Source organism: Enterobacter dykesii, from assembly GCF_008364625.2.
Lineage (GTDB): Bacteria > Pseudomonadota > Gammaproteobacteria > Enterobacterales > Enterobacteriaceae > Enterobacter > Enterobacter dykesii.
The window spans coordinates 2,047,146-2,069,768 of the sequence record NZ_CP126604.1 but is presented as its reverse complement, the minus strand read 5'-3'; the positions used below and the strand labels follow the sequence as shown (position 1 = coordinate 2,069,768).

General features: G+C 57.0%; 21 protein-coding genes and 1 pseudogene. 10 read left to right on the top strand and 12 right to left on the bottom strand.

Annotated elements, in window-relative coordinates; translation table 11 throughout:
• The first annotated feature begins 31 nt into the window (after positions 1-31).
• The gene (locus F0320_RS10015; protein ID WP_126328432.1) at positions 32-1,141 is read left to right on the top strand and encodes a GGDEF domain-containing protein; all 1,110 of its coding nucleotides are present in this window, start codon (positions 32-34) and stop codon (positions 1,139-1,141) included.
• A 37-nt stretch (positions 1,142-1,178) separates the two neighbouring features.
• On the opposite strand, the gene F0320_RS10010 is transcribed toward F0320_RS10015, so the two are convergent.
• Positions 1,179-2,678: an aldehyde dehydrogenase family protein gene (locus F0320_RS10010; protein WP_126328431.1), complete on the bottom strand. Its 1,500-nt coding sequence runs from the start codon at positions 2,676-2,678 to the stop codon at positions 1,179-1,181.
• 241 nt (positions 2,679-2,919) lie between these two features.
• On the opposite strand from F0320_RS10010, the gene feaR reads away from it, so the two are divergent.
• Positions 2,920-3,828: a transcriptional regulator FeaR gene (gene feaR, locus F0320_RS10005; protein WP_033145415.1), complete on the top strand. Its 909-nt coding sequence runs from the start codon at positions 2,920-2,922 to the stop codon at positions 3,826-3,828.
• On the opposite strand, the gene F0320_RS10000 is transcribed toward feaR, so the two are convergent.
• Genes F0320_RS10000 through F0320_RS09990 form a run of 3 tightly spaced genes read right to left on the bottom strand, consistent with a single transcriptional unit; the run spans position 3,829 to position 6,981 of the window.
• Positions 3,829-4,146: a YdbL family protein gene (locus F0320_RS10000; protein WP_028017556.1), complete on the bottom strand. Its 318-nt coding sequence runs from the start codon at positions 4,144-4,146 to the stop codon at positions 3,829-3,831.
• A gap of 7 nt (positions 4,147-4,153) precedes the next feature.
• Entirely contained in the window at positions 4,154-4,345 is a 192-nt protein-coding gene (locus tag F0320_RS09995; RefSeq protein WP_014169918.1) for a YnbE family lipoprotein, read from the bottom strand.
• Positions 4,342-6,981, bottom strand: a complete 2,640-nt coding sequence (locus tag F0320_RS09990; RefSeq protein WP_126328430.1) for a YdbH family protein — start codon at positions 6,979-6,981, stop codon at positions 4,342-4,344. The genes F0320_RS09995 and F0320_RS09990 overlap by 4 nt, the downstream gene beginning before the upstream one ends.
• 210 nt (positions 6,982-7,191) lie before the next feature.
• Between F0320_RS09990 and F0320_RS09985 the strand changes: the two genes are divergently transcribed.
• Positions 7,192-8,181: a 2-hydroxyacid dehydrogenase gene (locus tag F0320_RS09985; RefSeq protein WP_047651365.1), complete on the top strand. Its 990-nt coding sequence runs from the start codon at positions 7,192-7,194 to the stop codon at positions 8,179-8,181.
• A gap of 19 nt (positions 8,182-8,200) precedes the next feature.
• Here the strand turns inward: F0320_RS09985 and F0320_RS09980 are convergent, their stop codons facing one another.
• Complete coding sequence (locus tag F0320_RS09980) at positions 8,201-9,409, bottom strand: MFS transporter (RefSeq protein ID WP_047651364.1); 1,209 nt, start codon at positions 9,407-9,409, stop codon at positions 8,201-8,203.
• A 455-nt stretch (positions 9,410-9,864) separates the two neighbouring features.
• On the opposite strand from F0320_RS09980, the gene F0320_RS09975 reads away from it, so the two are divergent.
• Positions 9,865-10,536 (top strand): MgtC family protein, encoded by a 672-nt coding sequence (locus F0320_RS09975; protein WP_033145409.1) that lies wholly within the window; start codon positions 9,865-9,867, stop codon positions 10,534-10,536.
• A gap of 244 nt (positions 10,537-10,780) precedes the next feature.
• On the top strand, positions 10,781-11,215 hold the full coding sequence (gene uspF / locus F0320_RS09970) for a universal stress protein UspF (RefSeq protein WP_126328429.1): 435 nt from the start codon (positions 10,781-10,783) through the stop codon (positions 11,213-11,215).
• A 46-nt stretch (positions 11,216-11,261) separates the two neighbouring features.
• On the opposite strand, the gene dcp is transcribed toward uspF, so the two are convergent.
• Complete coding sequence (gene dcp, locus F0320_RS09965) at positions 11,262-13,295, bottom strand: peptidyl-dipeptidase Dcp (protein WP_126328428.1); 2,034 nt, start codon at positions 13,293-13,295, stop codon at positions 11,262-11,264.
• Between the two features lie 142 nt (positions 13,296-13,437).
• Here dcp and ydfG point away from each other — a divergent pair, with 142 nt between their 5' ends.
• On the top strand, positions 13,438-14,184 hold the full coding sequence (gene ydfG, locus F0320_RS09960) for a bifunctional NADP-dependent 3-hydroxy acid dehydrogenase/3-hydroxypropionate dehydrogenase YdfG (protein WP_047651361.1): 747 nt from the start codon (positions 13,438-13,440) through the stop codon (positions 14,182-14,184).
• A gap of 91 nt (positions 14,185-14,275) precedes the next feature.
• A complete protein-coding gene (locus F0320_RS09955) occupies positions 14,276-14,962 on the top strand; it encodes a GntR family transcriptional regulator (RefSeq protein WP_047651360.1) in 687 nt (228 codons plus the stop codon).
• Positions 14,963-14,995: 33 nt separating this feature from the next.
• On the opposite strand, the gene F0320_RS09950 is transcribed toward F0320_RS09955, so the two are convergent.
• Entirely contained in the window at positions 14,996-15,427 is a 432-nt protein-coding gene (locus tag F0320_RS09950) for a universal stress protein (protein WP_033145406.1), read from the bottom strand.
• Between the two features lie 288 nt (positions 15,428-15,715).
• Between F0320_RS09950 and ydfZ the strand changes: the two genes are divergently transcribed.
• Positions 15,716-15,919, top strand: coding sequence for a putative selenium delivery protein YdfZ (gene ydfZ, locus F0320_RS09945; RefSeq protein ID WP_014883679.1), 204 nt, complete (start codon positions 15,716-15,718; stop codon positions 15,917-15,919).
• A gap of 43 nt (positions 15,920-15,962) precedes the next feature.
• Here the strand turns inward: ydfZ and F0320_RS09940 are convergent, their stop codons facing one another.
• The 5 genes and pseudogenes from F0320_RS09940 to F0320_RS09920 form a co-directional block, all read right to left on the bottom strand.
• Positions 15,963-17,426 carry a mannitol dehydrogenase family protein gene (locus F0320_RS09940; protein WP_126328427.1) on the bottom strand — a complete coding sequence of 488 codons (1,464 nt, stop codon included), beginning with the start codon at positions 17,424-17,426 and terminating at the stop codon, positions 15,963-15,965.
• 219 nt (positions 17,427-17,645) lie between these two features.
• Positions 17,646-19,013, bottom strand: a complete 1,368-nt coding sequence (locus F0320_RS09935; RefSeq protein WP_149323759.1) for an MFS transporter — start codon at positions 19,011-19,013, stop codon at positions 17,646-17,648.
• A 73-nt stretch (positions 19,014-19,086) separates the two neighbouring features.
• A complete protein-coding gene (locus F0320_RS09930; protein ID WP_126328425.1) occupies positions 19,087-20,106 on the bottom strand; it encodes a Zn-dependent oxidoreductase in 1,020 nt (339 codons plus the stop codon).
• A gap of 14 nt (positions 20,107-20,120) precedes the next feature.
• Positions 20,121-21,335, bottom strand: a complete 1,215-nt coding sequence (gene manD / locus F0320_RS09925) for a D-mannonate dehydratase ManD (protein WP_032657497.1) — start codon at positions 21,333-21,335, stop codon at positions 20,121-20,123.
• Between the two features lie 111 nt (positions 21,336-21,446).
• Positions 21,447-21,571 (bottom strand): annotated as a pseudogene (locus F0320_RS09920) (YnfA family protein); the annotation flags it as partial.
• Between the two features lie 152 nt (positions 21,572-21,723).
• Between F0320_RS09920 and F0320_RS09915 the strand changes: the two are divergent.
• On the top strand, positions 21,724-22,062 hold the full coding sequence (locus F0320_RS09915) for a DUF1283 family protein (RefSeq protein ID WP_023311550.1): 339 nt from the start codon (positions 21,724-21,726) through the stop codon (positions 22,060-22,062).
• Positions 22,062-22,622 carry a spermidine N1-acetyltransferase gene (gene speG, locus F0320_RS09910; RefSeq protein ID WP_023311549.1) on the top strand — a complete coding sequence of 187 codons (561 nt, stop codon included), beginning with the start codon at positions 22,062-22,064 and terminating at the stop codon, positions 22,620-22,622. The genes F0320_RS09915 and speG overlap by 1 nt, the downstream gene beginning before the upstream one ends.
• The last annotated feature ends 1 nt before the right edge of the window (position 22,623 follow it).

Below are 22,623 nucleotides of genomic sequence, written 5' to 3'. Positions count from 1 at the left end.
CACGTGTTAGCCAGACAGGGTAAAAGCGTCAATGGAAAAAAGAAAAAAACCGACACTTGAACGGGCAACCTGGCCAACGCGCCATGCTATGGTCATGCACGGGCTGGCGATGAACCTGCCGTGGCTGGCCTTTGTCAATATCAGCTTCGCGGTGATGATTCTGCTCCGGCACGTCCTGCTTAAAACCAATGATTCCCTCTATCCCCACCAGTCCCCGCATCTGACGAAAATGGTCGATGCATCGATGCTCGGCATTATTCTCCTTTCTGCTGCGCTGATCCTGATGGCGTGGCGGCGCATCGCCGGTATCAGCGTGGTGCTGTTTATCTGTAGCGTCATCTGGTCGATATCCTGTTACTGGTTTATCACCCATTTAATGCTGCCCCACGTCTGGCCGCTGTGCGTGATTCTATTACTCGCCGGATTAACCGCCCTCTATTTCTATCCTGCAGGGCTACTCGCCTTTGTGTTCCCACTCTGGATCACCCTGCTGGTCGCGAGCTGGATACTCAATAGGGGCTTCAACCTTCACTTTGTCGTTATCTGGAGCGTCTTTACGCTGATCCTGGTCTGCGGGCGTTTTATCCTGTTGAGCTGGTTTGACGAGGCCTGGCGACGTAACCAGCAAAATCAGCTGCTGATTTCACGGCTGAACGCGCTGGCGCATCAGGATCCGTTAACCAAAACCGCCAATCGCCGGAAAATGGAAGTGGTGCTGGAGAACGCGGTTGAGCAGAAAAAAACTTTCTCGGTGATTATGCTGGATATCGACTATTTCAAACGCTACAACGACACCTACGGGCACCAGGCGGGTGACGATTGCCTTACCCGCGTGGCGAGGGTGCTGAAGCAGTCGGTGCGCACGCCTGACGATGTGGTGTCACGCTACGGCGGCGAGGAGTTTGTGGTGATCCTGTTTAACTGTCCGGAAAACATCGCAGAAAAGGTGGCCTTACGCATTCAGGACGGCCTTCGCGCGGAGTCCATACCGCACAGCGCGTCAACCGTTAGCGATCGTGTCACCGTGAGCATGGGGATTGCGAGCATGGCGGAAGGGTTAGCGGGCACCGAAATCATCGCCCGCGCCGATGCGGCGCTGTATCGGGCAAAGGAGGCCGGGCGGGATCGGTGGTCGCTGTAAATAAAGCCGGGTGGCGCTGCGCTTACCCGGCTTTTTTTTAATACCGCACGCAAACCGACTTGGTTTCACACCAGCCGTCCAGCCAGTCCGGACCAAAGTCACGTCCGGTGCCGGACTGCTTCATGCCGCCGAACGGCAGGTTGGCGTCAATCAGCGTATGGCTGTTCACCCAGACGGTGCCCGCCTGCAGCCGGTCGGTATACTCCAGCGCCTTGCTGATGTTCTGCGTCCAGACGCTGGCCGTCAGGCCATACTCGCTGTCGTTTGCCAGCTGGAGCGCCTCTTCCCCGTCGGCGACGCGTACCACGTTGACCACCGGGCCAAACACCTCTTCACGCGTCAGGCGCAGTGAGGCATCCGGGTTCACCACCAGCGTAGGCGAAACGTAATAGCCTTTGCCTTCCGGCCCCCGGTTACCGACGATCAGCTCCGCGCTGCGCGACTTTGCTTCATCAAGGAAGGTCTGCACCTTGTCGCAGTGCGCGCGCGACACCAGCGGGTTGATAAACGCCTCCGGCGACATGCCCGGCCCGACGCTCAGGGATTTCACCGCCTGCTCAAACCCGCTGACCAGCGTGTCAAACAGCGGCGCTTCAATGTAGATGCGCGAACTCGCCGCGCACACCTGCCCCTGGTTCAGGAAGCTGCCGGTCATCAGGCCTTCGATCACCCACGCCGGGTCTGCGTCTTTTAATACGATGGCCGGGTTTTTCCCGCCCAGTTCCAGAGTCACCCCGGTTAGCGTATCCGCCGCCGCGCGGGCAATTTGCTTACCCGTCGCCGTTGAGCCGGTAAAGCTCACCTTTGCAATATGCGGATGCGAGGTCAGCGCTGCGCCGCACACCGCGCCGCTCCCGGTCACCACGTTGAACACCCCGTCCGGAATGCCCGCTTCGCTTGCCAGTTCCGCCACGCGCAGCATGGTCAGCGGCGTGGTCTCCGACGGCTTGATGACAATAGAGCAGCCCGCGGCCAGCGCAGGCATCACTTTCCACATCCCGATCATCAGCGGGAAGTTCCAGGGCACAATCCCGGCCACCACGCCAACCGGCTCCTTACGCGTCCACGCCTGATAGCGGGCGCCCTGCGGCAGCGGGATGGAAAGGTCGAGGGTCTTACCCGTAATTTTGGTGGTCAACCCGGCGGTATAGCGCATCCAGTTCAGGGTGCAGCTGACTTCAAACATGCGGGAAATGTTAATCGATTTGCCCTGCTCCAGCGTTTCAAGCTGGGCCAGCTCCTCGCTGTGCTGTTCAACCAGATCGGCGAAATGAAGCAGGATCCGCTCGCGCTCCGCCGGCAGTTTTCCGGCCCAGCTGCGGGCGACAAACGCGCGCCAGCCGGACATGACGGCACGGTCAACGTCATCGACGCTGGCATCGGCAGTCGAGGCAATGACCTCGCCCGTGGCCGGGTTGAAGACACTCAGCCGCTTTTCACTGTCCGACGCGGCCTGACGCCCTTCAATCCACAGGCCATGCTGTCGGTCTAAAAATTGTTGCACGGCAGGCTGAATGGCCACCTGTGATTCAGACATAGGATACTCCTTCGTTATTCTTCGCAGGGTGTTCATCCAGTCTAAGTGGGGTTTTGCGTTCTCGCTTTTGTCTCTGTGACATTCGCTTTGCCACCTGTGACAGGCTCCGCAAATCGCGATAATTGCCGCTTATATCGCTGTTACCGGTGAGTGTTCTTTCCTATAGTCAGCCTCATAGCTCTGACAAAATGCAACACAAATGCAACAATGCGAAAACGTTGACGGTGCAGTGAGAGAAACGATGGCGTGTGCAAGCGAGCAGGAACAGTATCAGCAGTGGCTGGCGCAAATTAACCAGGTTTGCGGGCGTTTTAACGCGCAGCCCACCGGGGGGAAATTCTTCGGCGAGCTGGAGACCAGCTATGCGCGCAGCCTGAAGCTCAGCACCGTGACCGCAGGGGGCGTAAACCTGTTCCGCTCCCGTCAGGAGATCGCTCAGAGTAATGATGCCTGGTTCTATACCGTGTTCCAGCTCGAAGGCAGCGCGGAAATTGAGCAGGATGACCGTCGCGCGCTGCTCAGAACCGGTGATATCACGCTGATTGACGCGTCGCGTCCCTGCTCGATCAACTGGCGGGAAAAATCCCGCCAGATTTCGCTGCTGGTTCCCCGTCAGATTATTGAGCAGCAGTGTCGCTTCCAGGAGATAAGCTGCGCGACCGCCCTTTCCCGCACCTTGCCCACTGTACAGCTGAGCCATCGCCTGCTGATGGAGAGCATGAGCAATGCCGACCTGAGTGATCGGGAGAGCGAAGCGGCGCTCGAAGCGATGATCTGCCTGCTGCGCCCCGCATTCCAGCAGCGTGAAATCATTCAGCCGCGCAAGGAGCGCCAGTTCCAGCACGTAGTGGCGCTGATTGACGACCATATTCAGTCTGAATCGCTGCGCCCGGAATGGATTGCCGCCGAGAGCGGTATGTCCGTGCGCAGCCTCTACCGCATGTTTGCCGAGAAGGGGCTGGTGGTGGCGCAGTACATCAAAAACCGTCGTCTGGACCTCTGCGCGCAGGCGCTGCAATCTACCGGTGATGATGAAAAGCTGGCGGGCATTGGCTACAGCTGGGGGTTCACCGACCATAGCCATTTTTCTACGGCGTTTAAGCAGCGTTTTGGCGTCTCGCCGGGTGAATACCGCAGGCGCTACCGCTAACTATTTTTTGAGCCATTTTCCGTTAATGCCCTTCACGTATTCGCCCGGCTGCGCGCGGGCAACCAGTTTCTGACCGGCCATTTTGGCCACTTCATCAACCGGCAAATTATTGCTGTCGGCCAGCTTCTGGTAGTTTTCCGTGCGCGCCGCATTGATACGATTGACCAGCGCCAGCGTTTCCGCGTCCTGTTGAATCGGGGCAAGATAGCCGCTTAGGGTTTCCCCTACGCGCCCCTGCGCCCGGGCATCGTTTAAGGTCAGCGCAGCCGCCTGCACGTTCATCCCCAGCGCCAGCAAAATCAGAGCTAATCGTTTCATGGCATCCTCAGAACAGATCGCTGCGCGATTTCAGCAGGGTTTCAACGTCTTTATCGACCTTAATATGGATCTCATGTTCGATTTTGACATTCATATTGATGGTAATCGGCTCCTTTGGCGCCGCGACTTCAATGCGCGGCGTACAGCCGGTCAGTAGCGCGGCAACGGCAACGGTGAGCACACCAGCCATCTTTTTCATTGTTGTTCCTCACTTTCCTTGCCAGTCAAACTGCGGGGAGCAGGTATCGCCGCATGTTGCTCAAACCAGGTTTGCAGGTTGTCTCCAAAGCGCAGGCTGCGCCAGAGGGTAAAGACATTCTCATCATGGGTATAGTTCAGGTTGACGGAGCTGCTTTTGCCATCGACGCGGCTGGTCCCCTTGATGGTCGCCTGCATGGTTAATTCACCCAGATTATCTAAATTGATTCTCGTCCACGAACGCGAAATTTCCATATAGCGGAGCCAGTTAATCGCCGCGCCCGCCACCATATTATCCTTCACGATGGCGTCTGCCGTATCTTTGTCGATGCGTAGGGTCATTGGCCCCGGGTTGGTCAGCCAGCCATCTTTAATGATCCATTTTTCATTGTCCAGCCAGAACGGCAGCGCCCCGCTCACCGGCCCCGACATGGCAAACTGTTTCGGATTAACGGCGCTGATCAGCTCGCTCGAAGAGATATTGTCCACGCGCAGCAGGGCCGGGTCGTGCTGAGGCATCCGCAGCTGCTGCATGGTGATCTTCCCGCCGAGGGTTTCCACCTTCACGTTGGTGAGGAGCAGCGGATTGTCCTCCGTCCAGGGATAGTCCCCCTGTAAATCGGCGGTAATGTTGCGCGCGGTCACCAGGTTTTCCACTTCGCCAATGCGCAACGTGACCGGACCGCGCGTGCCGAGGGACCAGGTACCCTCGCTGAAGCGGAAAGGCAGCACAAAATCGACGCCGTTAATCTGGTTATCCGGCATCCAGGCGCTGCCGGATTTCAGCACGCCGTGCCCACCGGCCTCAAAGCCCTGATCGGCCGCTGCCGAGAAGGCGACCTGCGCGTAAAGCTCCCCGTCGCGCAGCGTCATTTTCCAGTCCGGCGGGATCAACGGCTGGAAGACGGTAAGGGACTGTTTTGGCCACCAGGCCTGCCCGCGAAGGCGCACGCCATCCCAGCGTCCGTTCACCTGTACCGGGCCGATTTCGTCCGCATGGAGGTCACCCTTAAACTGAAAAATAGTCGGGTCGGTGCCGTCGACGCTGAAGGTCAGGACCGAGGGCGGCAACGTGCTGCCGCCGGAGAAACGGGTTTGCCCGGCGTTGAGCGACAGCGCGCCGCTGAAGGCCGGTTTTTCAGGGTCACGCAGCCAGCGCACCGGTTGATCCAGCACCAGGCGCGGCTTGCTGACCTCCATCGTGCCGTACTGGAGCTTGTCAAAACCGGTGGAGAGCGCCGTCAGCTCAATAAGATTGTCGCGCCACTCGCCTTTCCCGGCGACATCCCAGCGGGCATGCATCGGCGTAAAACCGCCTTTCCCCCAGTAGCGCCACTGCCACAGGCCGTTATCAGGTAAAAAGTCGTTGGCCTGGCCGTCCAGGTGGAGTTCAAAATCCCCCATCTGGTTTTCATGGGCGCGCAGAATCGCCTGTAATCGACCGTCCACGCCCTTCTGCGTCAGCTTCACGCCCGCCAGCGGCCAGCGGATTTCATCGATATCGAGTGAGTCAATGATGCGCCCGCGCGAGCGGAGCAGCGCGCCCGGCTCAAAGGCCAGCTGCGGTTCATACAGGCTGCCGGTCAGCGTGGCGGGCAATTTTGCGTAAAGAATGAGATCGTTTTGCTTCGCTTCACCGCTCAGATGCAGGGGCATGTCGCTGTTTTCCATGCTGAGCCTGCCGGGCCCGATATTCAGTACCGCGTTGCCTTTCCCCGCATCACCCTGGGTAAGCACATTCAGCCGTCCGGTCAGGGTGGTGTTATCCAGCCCCTGCTGCCAGTTGTCGGCGCGAAGGGATACCCGCCCGCTCAGCGGCATCCCCGAGAGATCCCAGTTCCAGCGTCCGTCGCTGATGTTGAGCTGTTCCGCGGTGATCTGCCACGGCAGGTCGAGCAGCGGATCGGGATTGTCCCGCGCCATCACCACCAGCTGTCCCTGATTGTCTTCCCAGTCCAGATCGGCATCGACCAGAGACGTCAACTGTGGCACGTTAAAGGTCGCCACCGCGTGGCCTTTCACCGGCACGCCGTCCGGCACCAGCGGCAAGGTAAACTCGCCCACCAGCTTAATCGGCTGCGGCTGGTCCTGGAGCTGGACATCGAACTGGCTGACCGAGAGCGTCTGACCGCGAAGCGTGCCTTTAATGCTGACCTGCTCGCCTTTATAGGCGAGCTCCTGAATGGACGGCGTCAGCGACGCATGCAGCTCGCCCTGCCACTGCTGCCAGGGCGACAGCGTCAGACGGTGAACCGTGATCCAGGTATTGGGTAACACCGCCTGCCACTGCGCCAGCGTTTTGGGGGCGACCGTTGAGGGCGCAGACTGGGGAATTTTGCTCAGGCAGACGGAGTTAAGATCCAGCGCGCCGATATCCAGCTTCCAGCGGCTTGGATGTGACAGCGTCACGCTATCGATGCGGGCAATTTCGCAGTCTTCAACCAGATAGCGAAGATCGGGGATCACCAGCGCGTGGCGGGTAAGTTTCGGACTCTCTTCGAAAGCGATGCGCGTCCCGACGGGCAGCCAGATCCCGGCGAGAGTCGGTACCCACTGAGCGAGCGTCATCAGCAGCGTCAGCGGCAACAGTATGAACAGCAGTAAAAGCGCAAGAGCGGCTTTGTATTTACCCTTCATGGGCAGTTAATATCCTGATTTAGCGAAAGAATTAAGCCGGCAGTGCCGATCATTGTCGCATGTTTAGCCAGTCAGTAGAAGGGAATGCCATTTTTAAGGATAGATGCTCTAGAATAATTGATAGAACTTATTGAATTCAATAATATTTTAGAAATTGTAAGATAATTTTAATCATGCTAACGTGAATGCAAAATCACTGGAGAAAGTCTTATGAAACTCGCGGTATATAGCACAAAGCAGTACGACAAAAAGTATCTGCAACATGTTAACGAGGCTTACGGGTTTGAGCTTGAATTTTTCGACTTTCTGCTGTCCGAAAAAACCGCCAAAACGGCGCACGGCTGTGAAGGCGTCTGCATTTTTGTTAACGACGACGGCAGTCGTCCGGTGCTGGAAGAGTTGAAAAAACAGGGCGTGAAGTATATCGCCCTGCGCTGCGCGGGCTTTAATAACGTGGACCTCGACGCGGCGAAAGAGCTGGGTCTGAGGGTGGTGCGCGTCCCGGCGTACTCCCCGGAAGCGGTCGCGGAACATGCGATTGGCATGATGATGTCGCTCAACCGTCGTATTCATCGCGCTTATCAGCGCACCCGTGATGCCAACTTCTCCCTGGAAGGGCTGACCGGCTTTACCATGTACGGCAAAACCGCGGGCGTGATCGGCACCGGTAAAATCGGCGTCGCCGCCCTGCGCATTCTGAAAGGCTTCGGCATGCGTCTGCTGGCGTTCGATCCATACCCGAGCGCCGCTGCGCTGGAGCTGGGCGTGGAATACGTCGACCTGCCGACCCTGTTCGCCGAGTCTGACGTGATCTCCCTGCACTGCCCGCTGACGCCGGAAAACTACCACCTGCTTAACCAGGCGGCGTTTGACCAGATGAAAGATGGCGTGATGATCATCAACACCAGCCGCGGCGGGCTGGTTGACTCTCAGGCCGCTATCGAAGCGCTGAAAACTCAGAAAATTGGCGCGCTGGGGATGGACGTGTACGAGAACGAACGCGATCTGTTCTTTGAGGACAAGTCGAATGATGTGATCCAGGACGACGTGTTCCGCCGCCTGTCTGCCTGTCATAACGTGCTGTTTACCGGACACCAGGCGTTTCTGACTGCCGAAGCGCTGATCAGCATTTCAGAAACCACGCTGGGTAACCTGCAGCAGCTGGAAAAGGGCGAAGCGTGCCCTAACGAACTGGCGTAAGCGTGACGCCGGGTGGCGGCTATGCCCCACCCGGCGTACTGTCTGTTTCCCAGCTCCGGTGCGCAAAGCACCACCAGAGCAGGACGGCCACCAGCGCAATCGCGCTCAGGACACTGAATGCCGTGGCAAATGAGTAATGACCCGCAATCGTGCCGGTTAACGCCGGGCTCATGGATGCCCCAATCCCCTGCATCAGCATCACCACGCTCTGCCCGGCATTGACGTGCCCGCTCCCGCGCAACAGCACCACGATAAACGATGGAACCACAACCCCCAGGATCCCTGCGGCCAGCCCGTCGAGGATTTGTACCGGGATCATCATGAGCGGCGCGTCCGTAGACGCCGCCAGCGCGGCGCGCACCGGCATCACCAGCAGCGCCAGCATAATCAAGCGCCAGTAGCCGTAGCGGTCTATTCGGTGGGCGACCCAGATGGCGACGGGGATCATCACGGCCTGAGAGATGATAACGGTGCCCGCCGCGTACAAACCGGGGTTGATCGAGGCGGGCGCAGCGGCCACCCTCATGCTCAGCATCGGCAACAGCGCGGCGTTCGCCAGGTGAAACAGCAGCAGCGTCAGTCCGGTCACAAACAGCGCCCGGTTTTTAATCAGCACGGCAAAGCCGGGAACCGGCAGGCTCGCTGAGGAAGAGAGCCCCCTCGCCGCGTCGTTATCGATATCCTCGTTGCGGATGGCAAGCAGCGCGCAGAGCGTTAACAGCGTCGTACAGGTCATCAGCAGGAAAATCCCGCCGACGCCCCAGTACCAGGCAATGCCACCTGCAATCAGTGCGGTAACAAAGTTGCCGCCGTGATTGAACGCCTCATTTTTGCCCATCTGCGCGCTGAATCCGCTCTGGCCGGTCAGCCCCAGGGTAATTCCGGCGATCAGCGGACCGACAAACGCCGCGCAGATACCGGAGACAATTTGCGAAACGGCGACAACAGCGCTCTGCTGGCTAAACCAGAGCAGGAGCGTGCTAAGAGTGATGAGCAGGCACACCAGCGCCAGCACGGTCCGCTTGCTGCGCGAGGTGTCGGTGATGAATCCCGCCGGCAGCGTGGCCAGTAATCCCGCCAGCCCACCGGCCGTCATCAGGATGCCGATATCATCGGGAGCCCAGTGGCGCTCGGTCAGAAAAATACCGAGAAAAGGACCGAGGCCATCGCGGACATCCGCGATGAAAAAACTTGTCAGGCACAATGCCCGCAGCGAACGAAGAGACATACTTCCTGCCTTTGTCTGTTATCGCCAGTAAAAAAGGAAATGTAGTATAGCGGGTATTTTTGAAAATCAGATGACGTCTTAAAAAATATGTCTCCCGTACTTAAACAATTCATAACGGAGGCTGTTTTTTCGCTTTACTCATTATCGACCCTGACTATACTGGCAATAAATTTTCACAGGAGTCCTTCGTTGGAAAGTTATTTTATAGTCGATACGAAGGTAAGCTAGCGCGATTTTCTCGCTGCTTACCTGAAACGGTGGGCAGCAATCCTCTGTAAGCGATTGTATCCCGAAATAGTAAAACCACTCAATTTGTGGGGCATCGCATGTTCATGTTTACACATTCACTCTTTCCGCCACCGTCGTCCTGACACGTTTAGCATTTAAACGGCGTTATGATGTGCTTAGCAAAGCACTGACGCTTATTATTTATAACGTTAACAGGCGACAGGCTGATGTTCCCTTATATCTCTCATCTGCTCGCAGCGATGCTGCTGGGCGCAATTATTGGCGCGGAAAGACAGTGGCGCCAGCGTATGGCCGGACTTCGTACCAATGCACTGGTTGCCACGGGTGCGGCAGTGTTCATTTTAAGTTCGGTATCGACTTCTCCTGATAGCCCGGGGCGTATCGCAGCGCAGATCGTCTCCGGCATAGGCTTTCTTGGCGCAGGCGTCATTATGCGTGAAGGAATGAATATTCGAGGTCTGAACACCGCCGCGACGCTGTGGTGCTCGGCCGGAATTGGCGTGCTCTGCGGATTAGGCCAATTCTGGAATGCCGCGATGGCCAGCCTAATTATTCTCTGCGCCAACATATTGCTTCGCGAAGCCGCGCAGCGAATTAATCAGCTGCCCGTGCTCCATGAAGGCGAAAAATGCTATGTACTTAAAATCACCTGCAATGATGAGCATGAAGATGCGGTGCGGCAGAGCGTCGTAAATATGGCGAAAGAATTGACGTTAAGTCTGAAAGCGATTTATTCGGCAACGGCGCAAGCTGAAGGTAAAACTGAAATTCGCGCGGAGGTGATGACCCGGGAGGAATACCGAAAATTACTCGATCTGATTATGGGTAATATGGGCGGAAATAAAATTATCGCGTCCGTCAGCTGCCACGCAATATGAACAAGGTACCGGGCCTTGCGCCCGGTTGAGGCTTTGGCTTTTGCAGAAAACGGACCGTGACGCGGAGAGATTCATCCCCGAATCCCCCTGTTCGTTGTCACGCCACGTTGACGAGTTCGCAGGCCGGTTCGACTGTACGCCTATCACATAACCGAAATTTGTCCCCGTTATGACAGCTTGCTCTCTGTTTTCCTGAAATTAACGGTCTACCCTGAATTGTGTGAAAAACACTCAGGAGGGACAAATGTATAACTCAATTTTGGTTCCAATTGACATTTCGGAGGATAGCCTGACGCACATGGTTATCCCCTTCGTTCAGGCACATACAGCACTTAACACAGCTAAAGTTCACTTTCTTACTGTCATTCCATCACTTCCGTATTATTCATCATTAGGTTTGGCCTACCCGGTAGAAATGCCGAAGCTGAAAGAATTCCAGCACGCGGCCTTAGCGAAGCTGGATGAAATCGTTAAGCAATTCAAAATTCCTCCCGACAAGATACAGACTCACGCCGTGACGGGAGCTCCAAAAGATGAAATCCTTAAGCTCGCTGACACGATCGATGCCGACCTCATTATCATCGCTTCCCACAAACCTGACATATCGACGTATCTGTTGGGTTCGAACGCTGCGGCAGTGGTGCGGCATGCGAAATGCCCTGTGCTGGTTGTAAGATAAAAAAAACCGGGCTTCACGCCCGGTTCTGTTTTCTGCCCAAAGGGCTCTATTCGCTCAATCCGCGATTTTCCAGCATCGGTTCGATTTTCGGATCGTGCCCGCGCCAGCTGCGATAAAGTTCAGCCAGATCCGTGCTGTTACCACGGGACAAAATCGCCTCGCGGAATTTTTGCCCGTTTTCACGAGTCAGGCCGCCCTGTTCGACAAACCACTGATAGCCATCGTCCGCCAGCATTTGCGTCCACAGGTAGGCGTAATATCCCGCCGCGTAGCCGCCGCCGAAAATATGGGCAAAATAGCTGCTGCGATAGCGCGGCGGTACGGCGGGCAGATCCAGCCCCTCTTTTTTCAGTGCTGCCGTTTCAAACGCGTCCACGCTCGAAACGGCTTCGCTGATCCCGTGCCAGTTGATGTCCAGCAGCGCGGCAGCCAGCAGCTCCGTCATGTCATAACCCTTGTTGAAATGGGTCGCGTTGAGCATGCTTTCCCGCAGCGCGTCCGGCATCGGTTCACCGGTTTCGTAATGGCGCGCATAATGGGTAAACACCTGTGGATGGCTGGCCCAGTGCTCGTTGATTTGCGACGGGAACTCAACGAAATCACGCGGCGTATTGGTGCCGGAAAGGGTGGCGAAACGCTGGCTGGCAAAGAGACCGTGCAGCGTATGGCCGAACTCGTGGAACAGGGTTATCACGTCATCCCAGGAGAGAAGCGCGACGCCGCCGTTAGCCGGTTTTTGGTAGTTACAGACGTTGTAGATCACCGGACGGGCAGCAAGCTCGAAGGATTGCTCGACGAAATTCCCCATCCAGGCCCCGCCCTGCTTGGAATCGCGGGCAAAGAAGTCGCCGTAAAATAGCGCCATGCCCTCACCGGTGTGGTCGAAAATTTCCCAGACGCGGACGTCCGGGTGATACACCGGGATATCGAAGCGCTCCACAAAGCGAATGCCAAACAGCTGGCTTGCGGCCCAGAATACGCCATCGTGCAAAACGGTATTGAGCGCAAAATAGGGTTTGATTTGCGATTCATCGAGGGCATATTTTGCCTGACGCACGCGCTCGGCATAAAAGGCCCAGTCCCAGGCCTGCACGGTGAAACCGCCCTGCTCGTCATCAATGACTTTCTGAATATCGGCCTGCTCGCGCTCTGCCCGGGCGCGGGCGGCGGGCACAATGCCGCGCATGAATTCCAGCGCGGCGTCCGGGGTTTTCGCCATCTGGTCGGCGATACTCCAGCTGGCGTAATCGTCAAAGCCCAGCAGGCGGGCCTGCCGGGCGCGCAGCGCCGTTAGGCGGAGGATCAGCGCGCGAGTGTCGTTTTCATCCCCTTTCTGGGTGCGCGTCCAGCCTGCTTTGAACAGGTTTTCGCGGGTCTGACGATTGCGCAGCGCGGAAAGCGCCGGCTGCTGGGTCGTGTTCAGAAGCGGGATCAGCCAGCGATCTTTTAGCCCTCGCTCCGCGGCAGCCTGCGCCGCATCGGCGATCTCGCTGGCGCTGAGCCCATCAAGCTGGTGCGCGTAATCCACCACCAGCCCACCCGTCTTATCGGCAGCCAGCAGACGCTGATTGAACTGGCTGGTCAGGGTCGCCGCCTCGGTATTCAGCGCCTTCAGCTCGGCTTTTTCCGTTTCATTGAGACGCGCCCCGGCCAGAATAAACCGCTGATACGTCTCCTCGACCAGCCGACGGGATTCGTCGTCCAGCGCGGCACGGTCCTGCCAGACGCTCTCCACGCGGGCGAAAAGTGTGTCATTCAGCCAGATGTCGTTTGCCAGCGCGGCAAGCTCGGTGGAAAACTGCTCCTCAAGCTCCTGCAGGTACGCATTGGTGTGTGCGGAGGTCATGGCGAAGAATACGCTGCTGACGCGCGAAAGCATGGCGCCGCTTTTCTCCAGCGCCAGCACGGTGTTGGTGAAGTCCGGCGCAGCGGTTTGGGACACAATGGCGTCAATGTCTGCCCGCTTCTGGCGAAGCGCTTCATCGAAGGCCGGGCGATAGTGACCATCGTTGATTTCATCAAAATGGGGGGCCTGGTAAGGCAACAGGCTGATGTCAAAAAAGGGATTCGTGGCCGTCATCTTTCACTCCTGAGTACGGGTATCCTCCCAGAGTAGGCCAGGCCGTCATCCCCTGCAACGCCGTCATACAAATGTTGCCTTAACGCACCCTCTGCGGCCGTGCTATGTTAGTACAACACAAAAAGCGTTGAGGAACAGTGAGATGATTATTTTAGTTACCGGGGCAACGGCAGGTTTTGGTGAAAGCATCACGCGTCGCTTCGTCGCCAACGGGCACAAGGTTATTGCCACGGGCCGTCGTCAGGAGCGCCTGCAGGAGCTGAAGGACGAATTAGGCGACAGCATCCTGACCGCGCAGCTGGACGTGCGTAACCGCGCGGCTATCGAAGAGATGATTGCCAACCTGCCCGCCGAGTGGCGAGCCATCGACGTGCTGGTCAACAATGCCGGTCTGGCGCTGGGCATGGAGCCCGCCCACAAAGCCAGCGTTGAAGACTGGGAAAACATGATCGACACCAATAACAAAGGGCTGGTCTATATGACCCGCGCGGTGCTGCCGGGCATGGTCGAGCGCAACCGCGGCCACATTATCAACATCGGCTCCACCGCCGGAAGCTGGCCTTACGCGGGCGGCAACGTTTATGGCGCAACGAAAGCGTTTGTACGCCAGTTCAGCCTTAACCTGCGTACCGACCTGCACGGCACCGCCATTCGCGTCACCGATATCGAGCCGGGCCTGGTGGGCGGCACCGAGTTTTCCAACGTGCGCTTCAAAGGCGATGACGCGAAAGCGGGCAAAACCTACGAAAATGCGAACGCGCTGACGCCGGAAGATGTGACCGAAACGGTCTGGTGGGTGGCGACGCTGCCAAAACACGTCAACATCAATACCGTGGAAATGATGCCAGTCAGCCAGAGTTATGCCGGACTTAGCGTCCATCGAGGCTAAATCTGCCCTTCCCGGCCTGCGGGCCGGGTCTGTTTCGGGTTATAAAAGAATGGTAGTATGTTCAGGCTAACTCTCTGAGAAATGACAACTCATGGCCGCTGAATCGCAACTCAATCCCACCCAGCCCGTTAACCAGCAAATCTATCGCATTTTGCGACGTGATATTGTCCATTGCCTGATCCCACCGGGAACGCCGCTTTCTGAAAAAGAGGTCTCCGTGCGTTTTGACGTTTCCCGTCAGCCGGTGCGTGAAGCGTTTATTAAGCTTGCCGAGAACGGACTGATTCAGATCCGCCCGCAGCGCGGCAGCTACGTGAACAAAATTTCACTCTCTCAGGTACGCAACGGCTGTTTCGTTCGCCAGGCCATTGAGTGCGCGGTGGCGCGCCGTGCCGCAACGCTTATCAACGACAACCAGTGTTACCAGCTTGAGCAAAACCTGCACCAGCAGCGTATTGCGATTGACCGCAAGCAGCTCAATGATTTCTTCCAGCTTGACGATGAATTCCACCAGAAGCTGGCGCAGATCGCGGATTGCCAACTGGCCTGGGACACCATCGAGAACATCAAGGCCACCATTGACCGCGTGCGCTACATGAGCCTCGATCACGTCTCCCCGCCGGAAATGCTGCTCCGACAGCATCATGATATTTTCAGCGCGCTGGAAAAACGCGATGCGGACGGCGTGGAAAAAGCGATGACGCTGCATCTGCAGGAAATCAGCGAATCCGTGCAGCTTATTCGTCAGGAAAATAGCGAGTGGTTTAGCGAAGAGTAATATTCGCCGCCCCTTTCGGGTGCGGCGGCGTGATTAGCGAACGACTAACACCGGGATCGTGGCGTAGCGCAGAATAGATTCCGCATTTGAACCCAGCAGATGGGTGGAGATGCTTGGATTTTTCGACCCGATGACAATCGCATCATATTTCCCCTCCTTGCTTAGCTTGATAATTTCATCGCGGACGTTGCCAAAACGCACCATGCTGTGAATATTCTCAGGGGCGATATCGAACAGTCTTTTTAACTCGTTCATTTTCTTCCCGGATTCCGCAGTCATATACTCTTCAAACTTTTTAATATCGGCGTTGAAACCGCGCAGCAGAGACCGGCTGCTGGCAGGCAGAATATTGACCAGGGTGATCGACGCGCCCTCAGCTTTCGCAAGGCTTGCCGCGTGGCGAACCGCTTTGTCGCTCAAATCCATTTCAAACACGTCTACAGGCATCAAAATGTTCTTATACATAAGCCTGACTCCTTATTCCGATGAAAGGGTTATTTCCTGCACACAGGATGACATCGGGAATATAAACCAACCCTCAACGCTTCCCTGTCGAAACTATCAATTAATGAAAATAATGGTCCCCTTTGTAAATTACCGTCCTGAACCGTCAGCGCCCGACGAAATAAAGAAAAAAGTGTGAGTTTGATCAAAAACAAAAACATGAAGCGCGGACAGGCGTATTTATATGCCCCGTGAACGGCAAAACCCGAAATAGCGCCGTAACGAACAGGTTAGAGAGGAGAATATACCATGATGACATACGACCGTAACCGCAATGCAATCACCACCGGCAGCCGCGTCATGATTAGCGGCACGGGTAAAACTGGCGTGATTAAAGCGATCCACAGCGACGGGCTGGATGCCGCGCAGGTACGCCGCAGCAAAACGGTTGAAGTGGAAGGATGCGAAGGTAAGTTCGAGCCGATTGAGCTGATTCGCCTGGGGATGCACTAAGCTGTGCGCAGACATGCCGCCGCGCACGGCGGCATGTGCTGAATTACCGTTGAGACGCGTAATGCGCGACGGTCGCTTTCGCCCCCTGTTGCAGCAACGACCGGTACGCGGCCATCACCGCAGCCACAAAGCGCGGCTCCTGCGGTAACTCTTTACCAAATATGGCCTCAATGCCGAGCAGCGCGTTGACCCGGCTTTCCCCTTCCGCACTTCCGTTCACCGCCGCCTGAATCACCGCCAGCTGCGGATCGCTCACGTCGATGGCGTTACCCTTCTCATCCACGCCGCCGACATAGCGCATCCACCCTGCCACACCCAGCGCCAGCAGTGGGAAAGGTTTCTGGTGGACCAGGTGCCAGCGCACGGAGTCCAGCATACGCTGCGGGAGCTTCTGGCTGCCGTCCATCGCGATTTGCCATGTCCTGTGGCGCAGAGCCGGGTTGCCGTAGCGGGCAATCAGGAGATCGGCATACCGAGCTAAATCAACGCCCTTCACTTTCAGCGTGGGCGCCTGCTCGTTAAGCATCAGCGCGTGCGCGGCGAGGCGGTAGTTCTCATCTTCCATACAGTCGTTGATATGCTGGTATCCGGCCAGGTAGCCCAGGTACGCCAGGAACGAGTGGCTGCCGTTGAGCATGCGCAGCTTCATCTCTTCAAACGGGATCACGTCTGACACAAGCTCGGCTCCGGCTTTTTCCCACTCGGGACGTCCTGCCACAAAGTTGTCTTCGATCACCCACTGGCGGAACGGTTCACAGGCGACCGCCGCCGGGTCACGCACGCCGGTCAGCCGTTCAATTTTATCCAGCGTATCAGGCGTAACCGCCGGCACGATGCGGTCCACCATGGTTGACGGGAAGGTGACGTTGGCCTCGATCCAGTCCGCCAGCTCGCCGTCTACCGCCCGGGCGTACGCGCAGGCCACATTGCGCATCACGTGGCCGTTCTCCGGCATGTTGTCGCAGGACATCACGCTAAACGCCGGCAGACCCGCCGCTTTGCGACGCGCCAACGCTTCCACCACCACGCCTGGCGCGGATTTCGGCTGGTGCGGGTTTTGCAGGTCGGCGACGATAAAAGGGTGATCGAGCATCAGTTGGCCGGTCGCCGGTGAGTGGCAGTACCCTTTCTCGGTGATGGTCAGCGAGACAATCGCCACCTGCGGTTCGCACATCGCCGCCAGCACGCTCTCCAGCCCGTCCACCTGCGCATGCAGCGCTTTTTTGACCACACCAACCACGCGGGATGTCCATGCGTCGGCAGACATCTCCGCCACGGTGTAGAGGTTATCCTGCGCGTTCAGATCGGCGATCTGCTGCTCGCCGCCAATCAGGTTAACCTCACAGTAGCCCCAGTCGCTGCCGTGCTCAGCCGCGAGAATGTCGGCATACACCGCCTGATGCGCGCGGTGAAATGCGCCGAAGCCTAAATGTACAATGCGTGCTTTAAGGCTGTCGCGATCGTACTGAGGCAGCGTCGCGTTGGCCTGTAATAAGGTGTTTTCCATGATTAAGACTCGTTAATTAGAAAGCCGTGGATCGCTGCCACTTCTTCAGAAGCGACAGCGCCCGCTGACTACACCAACTAGAATGGCAGTTGGGGTAAAAAATAACTGCCATCAACCATACTGATACTGCCGTTTGAGATTTTGATTTATATTAACTTTTGCTCATGTGGTCTGACATAAAGATAAAGTTATGTGACAGGTCACTTAAGTTATGAACCATTAGCGTCGCGATGACAGCGCGCCGTAACCCACGCTCTCTTCCGGCGCGGACTCCGCTGCGTCGTGCGCCGCGCTCAAATCACGGTCGCGCACTTCCGGCATCAGGACAGCCGAGACCAGCCCAATCGCGGAATAAGCCACCAGCATGGCGACAATCGGCCACCAGGAGCCGGTCATATTGCAGAAGATCCCCGCCAGCACCGGACCAAAGCCCACCGCCACCAGGCCGCCCGCCTCTTTCGAGATAGCCATACGGGTAAAGCGATTTCGCGAGCCAAACATCTCCGCCATGGTGATATTTTCCAGCGCAAACAGCCCCAGCACGGCGAAGTTATGAATAACGATGATAGAGAGCATAATTGTCCCCGGCGCATAGCTCTTATCGACGATAATCGACAGCATCGGGTACGCGAGAAGAATGGCGGAGACATTGAGGATAATGTACGGCAGACGGCGCCCTACTTTATCGGAAAGCCAGCCCAGCAGCGGAATGGAGATAAAACCGAGAATGGAGCTTATCATCAGCGCATCGGTAGGGATGGCTTTATCGAACAGCAGCGTCTGGACCAGATACCCCGCGAGGAACGTCTGGATCAAACCCGAGTTGCCTGCCTGACCAAACCGCAGGCCGGTCGCCAGCCAGAAGGATTTACTTTTCACCATTGAACCGAGCGAGGTGTCCGGCTGTACGGTTTGGGCATCGTTCACTTTCTCAAAGACCGGGCTCTCCTTGAGGTTCATACGCAGCCAGATGGCGAAAATCATCACCACCACGCTGGCGAGGAACGGCACGCGCCAACCCCAGGCAATCAGCTCTTCACGGTCGAGGGCAAAGAACATCACCGCCCAGATCGCCGTGGCGCTCAGCGTCCCGCAGTTTGTGCCCATCGCCACCAGCGAAGAGATGATGCCGCGTTTCCCTTTTGGCGCGTACTCCGCCAGCATGGTCCCGGCCCCCGAGATCTCAGCCCCGGCGCCCAGGCCCTGAATGATGCGCAGCGTCACCAGCAGAACGGGAGCAAAAATCCCGATCTGCGCGTAGGTCGGCAGGACGCCAATCAGCGTGGTGCAGATCCCCATCATGGTGATGGTGATAAACAGCACCTTCTTACGACCGATGCTGTCGCCCATCCTTCCAAAGATAAAGGCACCGACAATGCGTGCGATATAGCCTGCGCCGTAGGTTCCCATCGCGAGGATTAGCGCCATCGCGGCTGACTGTTCAGGGAAGAAGATCTCGTGAAAGACCAGGGCAGCCCCCAGCGAGTAAAGCTGAAAGTCCATAAACTCCAGGGCGGTGCCCAGCCAGCCGGAAACGGCGGCTTTCACCAGATCGGAGGTGGTTCTTTGAGGTTGTGCTTGCGTCATAATGACTATCTCTGAAGGGTAAGATGCGTACCACATAGAGCCTGTCTGCGCAGGCTCTTAACCGCGTAAAGGTTTATTTCCCGAACGTGAGCAAGACTTTGCAGCACTGCCGCTGGTCTTTCTCAAACAGTTCAATGGCGTCTGTTACATGGTGATAGTCAAAGGCATGAGTGATCAGTTTTTCCGGGTCGATCAGCCCTTTTTTCAGCCAGTCGATGACGACCGGGAATTTATTGGCATTGAGGCGCGAGGAGAAGATCGCCAGCTCTTTGCCGGTGATGCCCTGTTGGACAATCTGGCTCGGCTCGCTGGAGAAGCCCATCAGCACGATGCGCGCCGCCGGAGAGGCCAGGGTAATCGCCTCCTGCAAAATCGCCGGATGACAGGCGGCATCAATGATTAACGTCGGTTTGATGCCCCGTTCGTCCAGCGCGGCCTGCAGCGACTGCTCGCCGTTATTCAACACCCAGTCCGCGCCGCTGCGCTGGGCCATTTTCAGGCGTTCGTCGATGCGATCAACCACGATAACCTGCTTCACCTTATAGACGCCTTTCAGCGCCTGCACGGTGACCAGCCCCATCGGCCCTGCGCCGTAAATCAGCGCGACGTCCTGCCCGGTGGGGCTGGCCTGCCCCGTCACGTTGGCGGCGATGGTGAAAGGCTCCACCATGACGGCGTGTCTATCCGGAATGTCATCGGGGATAGGCCAGGCATTTTTAGCGGGTACCGCCGCGTATTCGCTGAAGCCCCCGTCGCGATGTACGCCCAGCACCACCAGCGAGGTGCAGACGTTCGGCTTTCCGACGGAACACGGATAGCAGTGTCCGCAGCTGATCACCGGATCGACCGAGACGCGCTGGCCCAGACGGGCACTGTCGACACCCTCGCCTACGGCGTCAATCACGCCAAAAAACTCGTGGCCGATCGTGCGTGGATATTTCGCAAACGGGTTATGGCCGCGATAGATGTGGCTATCCGAACCGCAGATCCCCGCCAGCGTGATTTTGACGCGAACTTCACCCGGGCCTGGCGCCGGGAGTGGCCGCTCTTCAATCACCAGTTGGTTCGGCTGTTGAATCACTACGCTTTTCATCGTTCGCTCCTCGTTTACCAGTTCCACAGCGTGCCGTCCTCAAGACGGGCCACCGGCAGATAGGCCGGATCGTACGGATACTTCGCTGCCAGTTTTTCATCAAATTCGATGCCCAGGCCCGGCCTGTCGCCCGGATGCATATAGCCGTTATCAAAGCGCCAGCTGTGCGGGAAGACCTCCAGCATCTGTTCGGAATAGCCCATATATTCCTGGACGCCAAAGTTTGGCACCCACAGGTCGAAATGCAGCGCGGCGGCGTGGCATACCGGCGAGAGATCCGACGGGCCGTGCGAGCCGGTGCGTACCTGGTAGAGCGAGGCGAAGTCCGCGATGCGACGCATCCCGGTGATCCCGCCCGCGTGGGTAATGGTGGTGCGGATATAGTCGATGAGCTGCTCTTCGATGAGCTGCTTGCAGTCCCAGATGCTATTAAATACTTCGCCCACGGCTATTGGCGTGACGGTGTGCTGGCGAATGAGGCGGAAGCAGGCCTGGTTTTCCGCAGGCGTTGGATCTTCCATCCAGAACATGCGGAATTCTTCAATGCTCTTGCCGAAGCGCGCCGCTTCGATTGGCGTCAGGCGGTGGTGCATGTCGTGCAGAAGATGTTCATTGAAGCCGAATTTACTGCGCACCGCGTCGAACAGCTTTGGCGTGAAATCGAGGTATTTTTCGGTGGACCAGAGCTGCTCTTCCGGCCAGTCGCCTTTGGTCGCAGGTTCGTAGGCCAGCCCCTTCCCTTTAGCCATGCCGTAGGTGGTTTTCATGCCCGGCACGCCGCACTGCACGCGGATCGCCTTGAAGCCCATCTCTTTATGGCGGGCGTAATCTTCCAGCACGTCGTCAATGGTGTGACCGGTCGTGTGGCAGTAAACCATCACCCCTTCACGGGATGCGCCGCCCAACAGCTGGTAGAGCGGCATGTTGGCCGCTTTGGCCTTGATGTCCCACAGCGCCATATCCACGGCGGAGATGGCCGACATGGTGACCGGGCCGCGACGCCAGTAGGCACCCTTATAGAAAAACTGCCAGATATCTTCGATGCGGTGCGCATCGCGGCCAATCAGCTGCGGGCAGAGATGGTCTTTCAGGTAGGAAGCAACGGAGAGTTCACGCCCGTTCAGCGTAGCGTCACCGAGGCCGACAATCCCCTCGTCGGTGGTGATTTTAAGGGTGACAAAGTTCCGCCCCGGGCAGGTAACAAACACGTCAGCCGCGACAATCTTCATAATTCCTTTCCTTACATCATTCGTTGTGATGCTTGAAATTTACCCATCAACCCTACTACCATACAAGTATGATGATCATAAAATCGGCTAACGATCACAAAACCGGGCGATTAGCGCGACGCTTGCCGGGATGAGCAGCAATACGGATCCCCCCTTCTTCAGCAAGCGCAGGGCAGGAAGCAGCCGATGATTTCGCATAGCGCGGTAGCAAAAAAAAGCAGCGTCGTTTTGAGCATATTTCACGTCAGGTGAGGATTTATTTAGACATCATACCTGATGATATCCTTTACCTTTCCATACTTGCACCGCGGGTATGACGTATTTTCGCTTTGGTGTAGAATCTGTTCAGGGTAACTTGATTATCTGCACCCGTTTAAAAGGAAACGCTATGACCACATTAAGCAAACGCCTTTGTCTGACAGCCCTGCTGGCGCTGTCTTCGTTCGCCTTTGCCGCCTCTGCGACAGCGGAAACCAGCAAGCTCATTATTGAGTCTGGTGACAGCGCGCAAAGCCGCCAGAACGCCGCTATGGACAAAGAACAATGGAATGACACCCGCAGCCTTCGCCACAAGGTTAACAAACGTGCTGAAAAAGAGTGGGACAAAGAAGATGTCGCTTTTGACGCGCGCGATAAGTGTCAGCAAAGTGCAAACGTCAACGCATACTGGGAGCCAAACACCCTGCGCTGCCTGGATCGCCGCACTGGCCGCACGGTAGCCCCGTAATGTCGGCGCCCTGCGACGTTAAGCTTCGTCCGCTGGAGCGTGAAGACCTGCGCTTCGTCCACCAGCTCGACAATAACGCTAGCGTAATGCGCTACTGGTTCGAAGAGCCGTACGAGGCCTTTGTTGAGCTGTCCGATCTCTACGATAAGCACATTCACGATCAGAGTGAACGTCGTTTTGTGGTGGAGTGTGAAGGCGAAAAAGCCGGTCTTGTGGAGCTGGTTGAAATCAACCACGTTCACCGTCGGGCGGAGTTTCAGATCATTATCTCCCCTGAGCATCAGGGAAAAGGCCTTGCCTCACGGGCAGCGAAGCTAGCAATGGATTACGGATTCAACGTTCTGAATCTCTACAAGCTTTACCTGATTGTGGACAAAGAGAACGAGAAAGCGATCCATATCTACCGGAAGCTGGGCTTTATGGTGGAAGGCGAGCTGATTCACGAGTTCTTTATCAACGGCGAATACCGCAATACCATTCGCATGTGCATCTTCCAGCATCAGCACCTCGCCGGTCATAAACCGTCAGGCGCCAGCCTGCTGAAACCGACCGCGCAGTAAC